The sequence below is a fragment of the Olleya sp. KKT75 genome (assembly GCF_055635485.1).
This window is the reverse complement of sequence record NZ_CM145759.1, coordinates 24,409-37,174: the sequence shown is the minus strand read 5'-3', so window position 1 is coordinate 37,174 and position 12,766 is coordinate 24,409. Positions and strand designations below refer to the sequence as shown.

16 protein-coding genes and 1 tRNA gene are annotated in these 12,766 nt (G+C 32.3%); 5 read left to right on the top strand and 12 right to left on the bottom strand.

Annotated elements, in window-relative coordinates; all coding sequences use genetic code 11:
* Window positions 1-167: 167 nt before the first annotated feature.
* Window positions 168-241 (bottom strand) — tRNA-Met (locus ACZ2G2_RS00225).
* A 143-nt stretch (window positions 242-384) separates the two neighbouring features.
* Between ACZ2G2_RS00225 and ACZ2G2_RS00220 the strand changes: the two genes are divergently transcribed.
* A complete protein-coding gene (locus tag ACZ2G2_RS00220) occupies window positions 385-771 on the top strand; it encodes an START-like domain-containing protein (protein ID WP_090840647.1) in 387 nt (128 codons plus the stop codon).
* A gap of 52 nt (window positions 772-823) precedes the next feature.
* On the top strand, window positions 824-1,666 hold the full coding sequence (locus tag ACZ2G2_RS00215; protein ID WP_470393333.1) for an aminotransferase class IV: 843 nt from the start codon (window positions 824-826) through the stop codon (window positions 1,664-1,666).
* Between the two features lie 7 nt (window positions 1,667-1,673).
* Here the strand turns inward: ACZ2G2_RS00215 and ACZ2G2_RS00210 are convergent, their stop codons facing one another.
* The 5 genes from ACZ2G2_RS00210 to ACZ2G2_RS00190 form a co-directional block, all read right to left on the bottom strand.
* Window positions 1,674-2,234 carry a YqgE/AlgH family protein gene (locus ACZ2G2_RS00210; RefSeq protein WP_090840643.1) on the bottom strand — a complete coding sequence of 187 codons (561 nt, stop codon included), beginning with the start codon at window positions 2,232-2,234 and terminating at the stop codon, window positions 1,674-1,676.
* 120 nt (window positions 2,235-2,354) lie between these two features.
* On the bottom strand, window positions 2,355-2,627 hold the full coding sequence (locus ACZ2G2_RS00205; RefSeq protein ID WP_090840641.1) for an HU family DNA-binding protein: 273 nt from the start codon (window positions 2,625-2,627) through the stop codon (window positions 2,355-2,357).
* A gap of 192 nt (window positions 2,628-2,819) precedes the next feature.
* Entirely contained in the window at window positions 2,820-3,770 is a 951-nt protein-coding gene (gene fmt, locus ACZ2G2_RS00200; RefSeq protein WP_272022879.1) for a methionyl-tRNA formyltransferase, read from the bottom strand.
* The gene (locus ACZ2G2_RS00195; protein ID WP_470393331.1) at window positions 3,767-5,668 is read right to left on the bottom strand and encodes a RecQ family ATP-dependent DNA helicase; all 1,902 of its coding nucleotides are present in this window, start codon (window positions 5,666-5,668) and stop codon (window positions 3,767-3,769) included. The genes fmt and ACZ2G2_RS00195 overlap by 4 nt, the downstream gene beginning before the upstream one ends.
* Window positions 5,669-6,211: an AAA family ATPase gene (locus ACZ2G2_RS00190; RefSeq protein ID WP_101202715.1), complete on the bottom strand. Its 543-nt coding sequence runs from the start codon at window positions 6,209-6,211 to the stop codon at window positions 5,669-5,671. It abuts the gene before it with no gap.
* 89 nt (window positions 6,212-6,300) lie between these two features.
* Here ACZ2G2_RS00190 and ACZ2G2_RS00185 point away from each other — a divergent pair, with 89 nt between their 5' ends.
* From ACZ2G2_RS00185 to murA, 3 genes are all read left to right on the top strand, one after another.
* Window positions 6,301-6,594: a DUF493 family protein gene (locus tag ACZ2G2_RS00185; protein WP_470393329.1), complete on the top strand. Its 294-nt coding sequence runs from the start codon at window positions 6,301-6,303 to the stop codon at window positions 6,592-6,594.
* A 71-nt stretch (window positions 6,595-6,665) separates the two neighbouring features.
* Entirely contained in the window at window positions 6,666-7,331 is a 666-nt protein-coding gene (locus tag ACZ2G2_RS00180; RefSeq protein WP_470393328.1) for a DUF4290 domain-containing protein, read from the top strand.
* Window positions 7,332-7,340: 9 nt separating this feature from the next.
* Window positions 7,341-8,657 (top strand): UDP-N-acetylglucosamine 1-carboxyvinyltransferase, encoded by a 1,317-nt coding sequence (gene murA, locus ACZ2G2_RS00175; RefSeq protein WP_470393326.1) that lies wholly within the window; start codon window positions 7,341-7,343, stop codon window positions 8,655-8,657.
* A 76-nt stretch (window positions 8,658-8,733) separates the two neighbouring features.
* Here the strand turns inward: murA and ACZ2G2_RS00170 are convergent, their stop codons facing one another.
* The 6 genes from ACZ2G2_RS00170 to ACZ2G2_RS00145 form a co-directional block, all read right to left on the bottom strand.
* Entirely contained in the window at window positions 8,734-9,099 is a 366-nt protein-coding gene (locus tag ACZ2G2_RS00170; RefSeq protein WP_090840627.1) for a nuclear transport factor 2 family protein, read from the bottom strand.
* A gap of 83 nt (window positions 9,100-9,182) precedes the next feature.
* Complete coding sequence (locus ACZ2G2_RS00165; protein ID WP_470393324.1) at window positions 9,183-10,487, bottom strand: cryptochrome/photolyase family protein; 1,305 nt, start codon at window positions 10,485-10,487, stop codon at window positions 9,183-9,185.
* A gap of 3 nt (window positions 10,488-10,490) precedes the next feature.
* Window positions 10,491-10,952 (bottom strand): SRPBCC family protein, encoded by a 462-nt coding sequence (locus ACZ2G2_RS00160; RefSeq protein WP_272022885.1) that lies wholly within the window; start codon window positions 10,950-10,952, stop codon window positions 10,491-10,493.
* A gap of 36 nt (window positions 10,953-10,988) precedes the next feature.
* Window positions 10,989-11,450 carry a TspO/MBR family protein gene (locus ACZ2G2_RS00155; RefSeq protein WP_470393322.1) on the bottom strand — a complete coding sequence of 154 codons (462 nt, stop codon included), beginning with the start codon at window positions 11,448-11,450 and terminating at the stop codon, window positions 10,989-10,991.
* Window positions 11,447-11,989, bottom strand: coding sequence for a glutathione peroxidase (locus tag ACZ2G2_RS00150; protein ID WP_470393320.1), 543 nt, complete (start codon window positions 11,987-11,989; stop codon window positions 11,447-11,449). Before ACZ2G2_RS00150 ends, ACZ2G2_RS00155 begins: the two co-directional genes overlap by 4 nt.
* A 5-nt stretch (window positions 11,990-11,994) precedes the next feature.
* Window positions 11,995-12,678, bottom strand: coding sequence for an SDR family NAD(P)-dependent oxidoreductase (locus tag ACZ2G2_RS00145; protein WP_470393319.1), 684 nt, complete (start codon window positions 12,676-12,678; stop codon window positions 11,995-11,997).
* Between the last annotated feature and the right edge of the window lie 88 nt (window positions 12,679-12,766).

The following is a 12,766-nucleotide window of genomic DNA, read 5'->3' as shown; positions in this document are numbered from 1 at the left end:
AATATGCTGAAAAACATCTTTAAAACGCATAAAAATACGATAAACTGTAATTTGTACTCGTATTTAATTGTTATTCAGCAATTTATGAAAAGCATTTTTTACCGATTAAGTGTATTATTTTTGAGTTTAGAGCAAAAAAAAAGACTTACAATTGTAAGTCTTTCTTGTAGCGAGAACGAGATTTGAACTCGTGACCTCTGGGTTATGAATCCAACGCTCTAACCAACTGAGCTACCTCGCCATATTTTTTGAGAGTGCAAATATATAAACAATATTGATGTGTGCAAACATAATTGTAAAAATAAATTTTTTTTTAAAATGTTTTCTAAACTTATTAATTAATGTATATATTGGACTAATTAAAAAACACAAGATTACAATTAAATGGAAGATAAAATAAAGTACGAAATGGAGTTTGTTGTCCACGCTTCTCCATCATTACTATACCAATATATATCTACGCCTTCAGGGTTGTCAGAGTGGTTTGCAGACAATGTAAATTCGCGAGGTGAGCTTTTCAAGTTTATATGGGATGGATCTGAAGAACAAGCTAAATTACTAACAAAAAAATCAGGAGAACGCATTAAATTTAGATGGTTAGTGGATGAAGACGCGCCATATTATTTTGAAATCAAGATTCAAGTAGACGAAATAACTAAAGATGTTTCAATTATTGTAACAGATTTTGCAGAAGAAGATGAAGTAGAGGAAGCTAAAATGCTTTGGACAAATCAGATTTCAGATTTAAAACAAGTTATAGGTTCTGCTTAAAAATAAATACATTTAAAGTATATTTGTCCCATTGAAAAATGGGACTTTTTTTATGATAAATTTTAACGGAATACTTCAAGAAGATAATACAGTAATCTCTAACAATAATCGTGGTTACTCATACGGTGATGGACTTTTTGAAACCATCAAGGCGGTACATGGTAAATTATTATTTTTTGAAGATCATTATTTTAGGTTAATGGCGTCTATGCGAATATTACGTATGGAAATTCCGATGAACTTTACAATGGAGTTTTTAGAAGCGCAAATTAAACGCACTTTAGAGGCTAATAATTTATTGTCACAATCTGGTCGTGTTAAAATACAAATTGATAGAGTAGAAGGTGGATTATATTTACCAGAGTCTAATGATGTTAATTTTATTATTAGTGTTAAAGCTATTGATGAGGATTTTTATCTTTTAAATGAAGACAAATACGAAGTAGACCTTTATAAGGATCATTATTTATCGCCAAGTTTAATGTCTACGCTTAAGTCTAACAATAAAGTGATAAACGTTATTGGAAGTATCTTTGCTAAAGAGAATAGATTAGATAATTGTCTACTAATAAATACTAATAAAAGTGTTGTAGAAGCGCTTAATGGTAATTTGTTTTTGGTAAAAGGGACTACAATCAAAACGCCACCTTTATCTGATGGCTGTCTTAAAGGTATTTTAAGAAAGCAAATCATGGAAATTATTAAATTACTTCCTGATTACAGTTTAGAAGAAACATCAATCTCTCCTTTTGAATTACAAAAAGCTGACGAGTTATTTACTACTAATGTTATAAAAGGTATTCAGTCCATAACAAAGTATAGAAAAAAAGAATTTAAAAATGATGTAGCAAAAATGCTACTTCAAAAGTTAAATGTAAAAGTAAGATTAGGCTAATATTAGTTTAATTATAGCTTGGGTTTTCTGGTGCATTAGACCAAATAGAATAATCACCACCTAACTCGACCATTTTTTCTTTCCAGAAGGTTTCGTAGCTTTTTTCTATAATATCTTTTTTGTAGGTGTTTTTAGTAACCACCCACGCATTTGATTTTAATTCGGTTTCTAACTGGTTACTATCCCAACCGGAATACCCTAAAAAGAATTTGATGTCGTTTGTAGTTATTTTATTTTCTGCAATAAGATCAGCTACAATAGTAAAATCACCACCCCAATATATACCTAAGGATATCTCTACGCTATTTGGTATTAAATCTGGACGTTTGTGTATAAAGTATAGGTTGTCTTGTTCTACAGGTCCACCATTGTAGACTTTAAAAGACGCGTCTAATTCTGGTATTAGATCACTAATAGTGTAGTTTAAGGGCTTGTTTAAAATAAAACCAATAGCACCCTCTGCATTATAATCAGTTAGTAGTACTATTGATCTATTAAAAGATACATCTCCAATAATAGAAGGCTCTGCAATTAATAAGTCACCCTTTTTTGGTTTGGTTGTAGTCATTTTAAAAGGATTTGTTTTTTAAATGTAGCATATATTTATGTAATACACAATAATAAATGCTATATAAAATAAAAAAAGCCTTCATTTCTGAAGGCTTTTTGAAGTTATTTTAAACAAATACTAGTTTACAGCATTTGCTAAATCAGAACCAGCTTTAAACTTTACAACGTTTTTAGCTTTGATTTTGATAGTTTTTCCAGTTTGAGGATTTCTTCCGTCTCTAGCAGCTCTTTTAGATACTGACCAAGAACCAAAACCTACTAAAGAAACTCTGTTACCTTTTTGTAACGCTCCTTCTATTTCGATTAACGCACATTCTAAAGCTTTCTTAGAAGCTGCTTTAGTAATTCCTGCGTGTTCTGCCATTGCATCGATTAAATCTGTTTTGTTCATAATTTTAATTTTTATTATTAATAAATAGTTGATTAACAGTTTTTGTTAAATCCTTTTACAAATTTATACGGATTATGCTACTATGCAAGTAATAGCAAGGGAAATGCGTTGATTTGTTAATAACTTTTGACATTTGTTAATAAAGACACTTGTTTTTTTGTGTTTTATAACAATATCAATGATAATAAGGGTTTAGCGAAGTTTTGAGTCTTCATCAAAACGATAACCGTTTAAAAGTGATTTTACATCCATATTGCGTTTTCCAGGAAGTTTCAATTCTAGTATTTTTATAAAGCCTTCTTTTACAGCTACTTTAAGTGTTGATTTGTCACTAATAATAGTTCCTGTTTCTAAATTGTGTGCTTCTATTTCTTTTTCAGCTTTATAAATTTTAATATCTAAGACTTCGTTATTATTTAATAATTCGCACCAAGCAGCTGGATATGGGCTTAAACCACGAATCTTATTATATATATTATCAATAGTGTCCGTAAAATCTATTTTACAATTGTCTCTATTTAGCTTATAGGCTGTTTTAGATACAGCATCTTCGGGTTGTGGTGTTGTGGTTACCTCTCCAGTTTCAATTAGCTTAATAGTATCTATTACAAGGTGACTTCCTGTGTTCATTAATTTGTCATGAAGACTACCGGCGTTTTCAATAGGGTCAATCTCTATTTCTTGTTGTAAGATCATTGCTCCAGTATCAATTTTTTCATCAATAAAAAAAGTAGAGACACCAGTTATTGTTTCACCATTAATAACAGCCCAGTTTATTGGTGCAGCACCACGATAGTTTGGTAAAAGTGACGCATGAAGATTAAAGGTACCATGTTCCGGCATGTCCCAAACTACTTTAGGTAACATTCTAAACGCTACGATAATTTGCAAATTAGCCTCTAAAGCTTTTAGCTCTTCCAAAAAGGCTTCACTTTTTAGATTGGTAGGTTGCAGTATATTTAGTCCTTTTTCTTTAGCAAATACTTTTACAGCAGACTCATTTAATTTACGTCCACGTCCAGCAGGTTTGTCTGGTGCGGTTATAACACCAACGACATTGTAATTATGTTCTAAAATAGTTTTTAGTGTGGTTACAGCAAAATCAGGTGTACCCATAAATACAATCTTTATGTCTTTATTCATATGTGTTTTAATTTGTAGCTATTTGTTTTTGTTATCACTATGATATCATCTTCCAATAGTATTTTTAAGGTGTTATTTATATCTATTTCGTTAAAAGGTAATAGCTTAAATAACGCTTTTGAAGTTTGTTCTCCAAACTCTAAAGTTTCAATTATTTTGTTTTTTGTAATTTTTAAATCCGTTTTGGGTTTCGCTTTCGCGGAAATACAAACGGAGCAAATCCCACAGGGACTAACTTCTTTTTCTCCAAAGTAAGTTAGTAACTGCATGCTCTTGCAAATTTGGTCATTATTAACGTAATCTAATACCGCTTTAACCTGTTTTTGCTTTAACTTATTTTGTTGCTCTATTATTGATGCGATACGGTTTATTGTTTTTTCGTCTTCACGAGGTTCAATAAAAGTAATCTGCGCATCTGTTTTGTTTATTTTAAGCGATATGACTTCGTCTTTTTCTAATTGTTCTAACACGCTAAGGAGTCTAAATTCCTTAACAGATGCTTTGTCAGAAACTAGGCTACTGTTTATTTTTGTAACATGCTCAAAAATTCCGCCATAGGTTCTTAATATTGATTTTATTATAACTTCAAAATCTCTATGTGACTCTAAATATTTAAAAAGTGTATTACTTGATACTAAAAACTGAACTTCAATACGCTTATTAAACTGTTTGCTAAGTGTAATAATACTTGTGTTGTCTAATATGTTTAGTGCATTATAAGTGGTAACGGTATTAAATTTATAAGCTTTACAAAAATCGTTAAAATTAAAATCAAAGGTTTGATAAGCACCTTCTCCATAAGAGACTTGGAAGTAACTACATAATTTTCTGTAAACCACTTTTACAAAGTCTACGGTTGGTAGTACTTTTAGAAACTGATTATTTAAAGCATTATCATCATTTTTATTTTTTAAAATAACGGCATATGCTTTGTTCTCATCACGTCCAGCACGCCCTGCTTCTTGAAAATAACTTTCAATACTGTCAGGTAAATTGATATGAATAACTGTCTTTACATCAGATTTATCAATTCCCATTCCAAAAGCATTGGTAGCTACCATAACTTGCTTTTTACTTGCCAGCCAGTCTTTTAAGTGTTGGTCTTTTGTAGCGTTATTTAATCCACCATGATAATAGGTACTACTAATGTTTTTTTGCTCTAAATATTGAGTGATTTCAAGTGTTAATCGTCGATTTCTGACATAAATAATAGACGGTTGTGGATTCTTTTTTAAAATAGCTTCCAGTCTAAAATATTTATCTTCTTCATTAAAAACCATATATGCAATATTTGGTCTGTAAAAAGATTGTTTAAAAACCTTTGGACTAATAAAGTCCAACTCCGTAATAATATCTTCCACCACTTCTGGTGTGGCACTGGCAGTTAAAGCAATTACATTTACTGTGGGGTGTAATTGACGTAAAATATTAATGTTTTTGTAAGCTGGTCTAAAATCGTTTCCCCATTGACTAATACAATGGGCTTCGTCAACCGCAATAAGGTTAACATTCATTTGTCTAATACGATCTTGTACCAATTCTTGTTGCAATCGTTCTGGAGACAAGTATAAAAACTTGTAGTTTCCGTAAATGCAATTGTCTAAAAGTGTGTCAATTTCTCTGTTAGGGATTCCGCTAGTTAACGCTAAAGCTTTTATACCCTTATTTTGAAGTGCATTTACTTGGTCTTTCATTAATGCAACTAAAGGCGAAATGACAATACAAATCCCTTCTTTAGCTAATGCCGGAATCTGAAAACAGACACTTTTACCACCACCCGTTGGTAATAGGGCAAAGGTGTCTTCATTATTAATCACAGCATTTATAATCTCTTCTTGCAAAGGTCTAAATGCTGTAAATTTCCAATAACGCTCTAATATGTTTATTGGATGCGCCATTTATAATGCTTTAACCACATCTAAAATATGCTGTGCTCTAGTTTCAATACTTCCAAAAGGGACATCTTGTAAATTGTAGTCGTATTTTTGGTAGGATTCTAATAGGTTTTGATGTATAATTTTTGCTTGTTCAAAGCTTTCGTATCGTACAGCATCACTTTTATAAATTTCTTGCCAAGGCGCTAAAATAAAAACATAGTCATAAATGTTTTCTTTACAAGAATTAATAAAATTATCTGGGTATTTTTCGTCTGCATAATCCATGTATGCCACAACGTCAGGCACACCTCTGTCCAAAAACACAAATTCGCTATCACTATTTACTGCGTCTTTATATTGTTGTTCGCGTCCTTTTAATAATAGTTCGCTAAATAATAAAGGCTCAGTCAAAAACATCTGGTCAATGCCTTTTTCTCTTGCTTCAAGGGTAACTTGACGGGATATTTCTTCGTAACAGGTGTAGCCACGTTTAGTTAATTCGTCTATAATTGCCGACTTTCCGGTACTTGGGCCTCCTGTAATAACTATTTTTTTTGCTTTCAAATGAGAATAATTTATTTGTAAAAATCCGAAATTAATTCATTAAAAAAAAATCTAAACAAAATGGTATATTTGTTGCTTACTAAATAGGCATGAATAAGACACCAAATCCAGAAGAATTTTACGCAAAATTAAAAGCACAATTAGCGGACACAGCAACGTGGCCGAATGAGTATTTATATAAATTTATAGTGTTATCCGATTTGCAAAAAATAGCCGAAATTGAAGCTATCTTTGATAATATGGGCGCAGTAATTAGAACAAAAGAATCTAGTAATGGTAAATATACTAGTGTTTCTATAAGCGTTACAATGAATAATCCGGATCATGTTGTAGAAAAATATCTAGAAGTTGCAGAAAAAGTAGAAGGCGTGATAAGTCTTTAGATTTTTTTTGTATTTTGCACATGCATTAGAAACTTCGATGCAACACTTATAAATTCTACACTTTTTTTATTTTGATAGACGACATAGAGTACAACACAGAGCGTGAGCATTTAATTATTCCAGAGTATGGACGCCATATTCAAAAAATGATTAATCATGCTAAAATACAAGAAACCAAAGAGGAGCGTAATAAATTAGCAAAATCTATTATAGCTGTTATGGGTAATATGCAACCGCATTTGCGTGATGTTGCAGATTTCCAACACAAACTTTGGGATCAGTTATTTATCATGGCTAATTTTGAATTAGATGCAGATTCTCCTTATGGAGCACCGTCTGAAGAAGAATTGTCAGAGCGTCCTCAACCTTTAGAGTATCCACAGAATTTTCCGAAATACCGTTTTTATGGTAATAACATAAAAACAATGATTGACGTGGCAAACACATGGGAAGATGGTGAGATGAAGGAAGCATTGACGTACACCATTGCTAACCACATGAAAAAGTGTTTTTTAAATTGGAATAAAGATACCGTAGAAGATTACGTGATTTTTAACCATTTATTCGAATTGTCTGACGGTAAAATTAATTTAAAAGATTCTGAAGAAAGTTTAACAGATTCTGGTCGATTAATGAAAGCGTCAAGTGGTAAAAAATACGCTAGTAATACTAACAGTAAGAAAACATCCAACCACAAAAAAAGCAACAACTTAAACCGAAACCGAAAAAGATATTAAGCATAATTTATGGGAACATTTAAAATTGAAGGTGGTCACCAATTAAAAGGAGACATCCAGCCTCAAGGCGCAAAAAACGAAGCATTACAAATACTTTGTGCAGTTTTACTAACTCCAGAAAAAGTAACCATAAATAATATTCCTGATATTATTGATATTAATAAGTTAATAACACTTTTAGGAAATTTAGGTGTTAAGGTTAAAAAGTTAAAAGAAGAATCTTATTCTTTTCAAGCAGACGAGATTAACTTAGATTATATGCAAACTGCCGATTTTAAAAAAGAGGGTAGTGGGCTTAGAGGATCTATTATGATGGTTGGACCATTATTAGCACGTTTTGGTAAAGGATACATCCCAAAGCCAGGAGGTGATAAAATTGGACGTCGTAGATTAGATACTCACTTTGAAGGGTTTATCAACTTAGGAGCGAAATTTAGATACAATCGTGAAGACTATTTTTACGGTGTAGAGGCCGATAAGCTTATTGGTACAGATATGCTTTTAGACGAAGCTTCTGTAACAGGTACTGCAAATATTGTAATGGCTGCTGTCTTAGCAGAAGGTATTACTACTATTTATAATGCAGCTTGCGAACCTTACTTACAGCAATTATGTAAAATGCTGAATAGAATGGGAGCAAAAATATCTGGTGTTGGCTCTAATTTATTAACCATTGAAGGGGTTGATAGTTTAGGAGGGACAGAGCATACAATGCTTCCGGATATGATTGAGATTGGTAGTTGGATTGGTTTAGCAGCTATGACTAAAAGTGAGCTGACTATTAAAAACGTAAGTTGGGATGATTTAGGTCAGATACCAAATGTGTTTAGAAAACTAGGAATTACTGTCGAGAGAAAAGGAGATGATATTTATATACCAGCACATAAGGACGGTTATCAAATACAAAATTATATTGATGGTTCTATTTTAACCATTGCAGATGCACCTTGGCCTGGGTTTACTCCAGATTTATTAAGTATTGTTTTAGTAGTTGCTACACAAGCAAAAGGAGAAGTTTTAGTACATCAAAAGATGTTTGAAAGTCGTTTGTTTTTTGTGGATAAGCTAATCGATATGGGAGCAAAAATAATACTTTGTGATCCGCACAGAGCTACAGTTATGGGACATGATTTTACGTCACAGTTAAAAGCAACAACAATGGTGTCTCCTGATATTAGAGCAGGAATCTCTTTATTAATTGCAGCATTATCTGCTAAAGGGACAAGTACAATACATAATATTGAACAAATTGATAGAGGTTACCAAAAAATAGTAGAACGTTTACAAGCTATTGGAGCTAAAATTGAACGTTTAGAAGGAAACTAGAATAGTATAAAATTATATAAAAAAAGCTTCAATATTAATTGAAGCTTTTTTTTTGTGTCGTTATTTAAATAAGGAGTTATTCTCCCATGTTATAAAAGTACTGTTCGCTGGCTATTTTGCCATTTTTAACCTCATATACGCAGACTTCTTCCATTTGTTGTCTTCCACGTGCTTTGAAGGTGCAATCAAAGCTCATTTTTGCTGTAAAGAAGTTTCCGGCTACAATAGGTTCTCCAATTTCGCTGGCATGAAAATCTTCAACGCTTTCTAGCCACTCTTTACTTTTGTTCCAAACATTTTGTTTACCCGTAATTAATTCGCCTGGCATACCGGGCATCTCTTTACTTACTACATTATCTGCGTACAGCTCTGTAATACATTCTAAGTTTTTACCTGCTCTGCACAAATTTGCCCATTTTTGAGCGACGTCTTTTGTATTCATGATTTTTAGTTGTTTTGTTTACTTAAAGATAGTAAAAAATTAAAAACCAGTATATTAAGCTAGTATTAACAAAGCGCTAAGATTTAACTAACCGCTTCTTTATAGACTTTTAAGCAACGCTCACGCGCCATTTTGTGCTCTACAATAGGTTTTGGATATGTTAATTCTTGATAATCAGGAACCCATTGGTTGAGGTACTTATGCTGTTTATCAAATTTGTCAATTTGTGTAGTCGGATTAAATATTCTAAAGTACGGAGAAGCATCTACTCCGGATCCTGCAACCCATTGCCAGTTACCAACATTGCTAGACATATCATAATCATGTAGTTTTTCAGCAAAATAAGCTTCTCCCCATCGCCAATCTATTAATAGGTGTTTACATAAAAAACTACCAACCAACATACGTACACGATTGTGCATAAAACCAGTTTGATTAAGTTGTCGCATTCCTGCATCAACTAGGGGATAGCCAGTCTTACCTTCGCACCATGCCTTAAATTCATCTTCATTATTACGCCACACAATGCGGTCATATTTAGATTTAAATGCATCTTTGTGCGTATGTGGAAAATGCCACAAAATTTGCATAAAAAACTCTCGCCAAATTAATTCTTGCCAAAAAATCTCATTTTGTTCAGCAATTGCCTTTTTAACCATTTGTCTTACACTAACAGTTCCGAATCTTAAGTGCGGTCCTAATTTTGATGTAGAATCCTGAGCAGGAAAATTTCTTGTCTCCTCATAATTTTGAATTAAAGTTGGTGTTACCGTGTAATCTTCTATTTTTTGAGACGCTTTTTTAAAACCAATATCAGATAATGTTAGATTGGGTAGATTAACCTCTTTAACTATGTTCTCTAAAAGTTTATTGGTATCGTATATTTTAAGTGCTTGTGCTTTAAATGTTTCTTTCCAAACACGCATGTATGGCGTATAAACCATATAAGGTTTACCATCCTTTTTAACAACTTCGTCTTTTTCAAAAATAACTTGATCCTTAAAAGTTTTAAAATGTATGTCGTTTTTAGATAATTTGGCTTTCATACTGTTATCACGTGTAGTTGCGTAAGGCTCATAATCATGATTTGTAAAGACCGTATCAATGTTATAAGATTGTATTAGAGCTTCAAAAACACTTTCCGGTGTACCGTAATACATGGCAAGACTACTGTTATACTTTTTTTGTAATGTATTGCGCATATTTTGAAGAGATTCAAAAATAAAAGAAACCCGCGCATCGTCTTCTGGCAGTTGTTCTAAAATGTCTTTATCAAAAATAAAAATAGGTAATACAGGCAGCTCGGATTGCAAGGCATTATAAAGCCCCACATTATCTTCTAGCCTCAAATCGCGTCTAAACCAAAATATGTTAATAGGTGTTGTCATGTGCTAATACTTTCCGAAAAGTTTTTCTAGTTTAACTGTTCTATGATTAAAAATTTCTTCCAATTTAGGTTTCACTAAAATGGGATGCATGAGTTGTCCTAAAATTCCCATTGGTATTTTGTAATCGATAATATCTTCCATTTCAACACCGCCATCAATCGCTTTGATAAAATGTTTGTGATGCCATAATGCATATGGTCCAAAGCGTTGCTCGTCCACAAAATATTCACCTTCTTTAACATGTGTAATTTCTGTTACCCATTTGGTTTTTATACCTAAAATTGGTGTTACTATATATTGAATAATCTGCCCTGCAAACATAGGTCTGTCCGCACCAGATAAGATATTAAACCCCATATATTCAGGAGTAATAGTCTTTAGGTTTTTAGGGTCTGATAAAAAATCCCAAGCTTGCGCTTTTGTGATTGGTAAATTTTGTTTTTTATGAAATCTATATATTTTCATAACGTATATGTTTTAGTACCGTTTACACGGAAATTTTTAATTGTAAATTAAAATATAAGCATTTAAAGAAGTGGCTATAATTAACCAAATCATATAGGGCAGAAGCAAGTAACTTTTGCTTTTCATGTCTTTTTTATAATTTAAAAAGAAGTAAAAGATAACAATTGTTAATGCTATTATAGCAGCTAAAGCTAATAATACTAAGTGTTGATTGAAAAAAAGATAGTTCCAAATTACGTTTAAAACAAACTGCAGACAAAAAATGACAGTCAGTTTTTTAGAGCGATAACTACTAAATAGTTGCGCTAAGTAAACAGAGAAACAAATCATTATTATGGTCCAAGCAGCACCAAAAACCCAGCCCGGGGGTGTCCAAGGAGCTTGGTTTAAATTAGTGTACCAAGGCGATAAAGGACCATTGCCCATTAACCAACTTCCTAAGGCTAAACCTCCAAAGTTGATTATTAAAAACAGCAGTAATGGTTTTAATAATTTCATTTTAAATATTTAGTAATTTTTGAACTTTTAGGACTTGTAGTAGAGTAGTAGTAATCTAGTAATTGGCCTTCAGGACTAACCATATACTTCTGAAAATTCCATTTAACAGAAGAGCTGCTTGATCCATTTTTAGTCACGTTAGTTAGCCAAGCATACAATGGGTGTTGATTAGTTCCTTTAACCTTTATCTTTTCAGTAATTAAAAACGAAACGCCATAATTAACTTCGCAAAACTCTTCAATAGCGCTTGCATCTCCTGGTTCTTGACTACCAAATTGATTGCAAGGGACACCTATTATTTTTAAAGTATCTGGGTTATTATCTTGTAACTCTTGCAAATCTTTGTATTGCGGTGTAAAACCACATTTAGAAGCTACATTTACAAATAGAATGTGTTTGCCTTTAAATGTTTTAAAATCTATAGGTTTGCCTGGTAAATTATTGATTTTGATATCATAAATACTGGGCAGTTTAGAGCGGTCAATACTTGTGCTGCTTTTAGAAAATAAGGTTGCAATAAATGCTTTAAAAGGATTCATATAAATTATATTTTAAAGCTTACAATTCCACAATCCATTTCAAAAATTTGTCCTGATATTGAAGCTGCTTTAGATGAGGTTAAAAATTGTGCCATGTCTGCTACCTCCTGCGGGTTCAAAAACTTTTTTAGAGGATGACGCTCTGTAATATTTTCAATCATTTTATCGTTGCGCAATAATTTTGAAGCTAACTCAGTATCTGTAACGGTAGGCGCTATGGCATTTATTCTAACCGTTGGTGCTAATTCTGCACCTACAGATTTTACTAGACCTTCTACTGCACTTTTAGATGCTGCAACACTAGCATGAAAGGGCATACCTAATTTAGCAGCCACCGTACTAAACAATACAATGGAAGGTTGCTGCCCCTTTTTTAAAGGATCTATATACTTTTGTATGGCTTTTACTGCTCCAAGTACGTTTATTTCAAAATCGTTTCTAAAATCTTCTAATTTTAACCTAGTAATTGGTTTCAGGTTTATGCTCCCTGGACAATATATAAGTGTGTCTACTTGTTCTATTTCTGGTAAATCGTCTGTTAAAATGTCACAAGTGTGGTGTGTTAAATTAGTATGTGTAAATTCTGGTGCACTGCGACTGATGTTTATAACATTGTGGTTTTCTAAAAAAGTTTGGGTAATAGCTTTTCCGATGCCTTTACTACCGCCAATTATTACTAGATTTTTCATGATTTTACTGAGTTTTAGGTATAAAAAAAGTGGTATCAACAAGATTGCTCTTATTAATTAATACCACTTAATATGTAATTTAGATCGT

What these genes read in the sequence shown, in the direction of transcription:
- ACZ2G2_RS00220 (WP_090840647.1), top strand. Translation starts at nt 385, where the DNA reads ATGGAAGATAAAATAAAGTACGAAATGGAGTTTGTTGTCCACGCTTCT.
- ACZ2G2_RS00215 (WP_470393333.1), top strand. Translation starts at nt 824, where the DNA reads ATGATAAATTTTAACGGAATACTTCAAGAAGATAATACAGTAATCTCT.
- ACZ2G2_RS00210 (WP_090840643.1), bottom strand. Translation starts at nt 2,234, where the DNA reads ATGACTACAACCAAACCAAAAAAGGGTGACTTATTAATTGCAGAGCCT.
- ACZ2G2_RS00205 (WP_090840641.1), bottom strand. Translation starts at nt 2,627, where the DNA reads ATGAACAAAACAGATTTAATCGATGCAATGGCAGAACACGCAGGAATT.
- fmt (WP_272022879.1), bottom strand. Translation starts at nt 3,770, where the DNA reads ATGAATAAAGACATAAAGATTGTATTTATGGGTACACCTGATTTTGCT.
- ACZ2G2_RS00195 (WP_470393331.1), bottom strand. Translation starts at nt 5,668, where the DNA reads ATGGCGCATCCAATAAACATATTAGAGCGTTATTGGAAATTTACAGCA.
- ACZ2G2_RS00185 (WP_470393329.1), top strand. Translation starts at nt 6,301, where the DNA reads ATGAATAAGACACCAAATCCAGAAGAATTTTACGCAAAATTAAAAGCA.
- murA (WP_470393326.1), top strand. Translation starts at nt 7,341, where the DNA reads ATGGGAACATTTAAAATTGAAGGTGGTCACCAATTAAAAGGAGACATC.
- ACZ2G2_RS00170 (WP_090840627.1), bottom strand. Translation starts at nt 9,099, where the DNA reads ATGAATACAAAAGACGTCGCTCAAAAATGGGCAAATTTGTGCAGAGCA.
- ACZ2G2_RS00165 (WP_470393324.1), bottom strand. Translation starts at nt 10,487, where the DNA reads ATGACAACACCTATTAACATATTTTGGTTTAGACGCGATTTGAGGCTA.
- ACZ2G2_RS00160 (WP_272022885.1), bottom strand. Translation starts at nt 10,952, where the DNA reads ATGAAAATATATAGATTTCATAAAAAACAAAATTTACCAATCACAAAA.
- ACZ2G2_RS00155 (WP_470393322.1), bottom strand. Translation starts at nt 11,450, where the DNA reads ATGAAATTATTAAAACCATTACTGCTGTTTTTAATAATCAACTTTGGA.
- ACZ2G2_RS00150 (WP_470393320.1), bottom strand. Translation starts at nt 11,989, where the DNA reads ATGAATCCTTTTAAAGCATTTATTGCAACCTTATTTTCTAAAAGCAGC.
- ACZ2G2_RS00145 (WP_470393319.1), bottom strand. Translation starts at nt 12,678, where the DNA reads ATGAAAAATCTAGTAATAATTGGCGGTAGTAAAGGCATCGGAAAAGCT.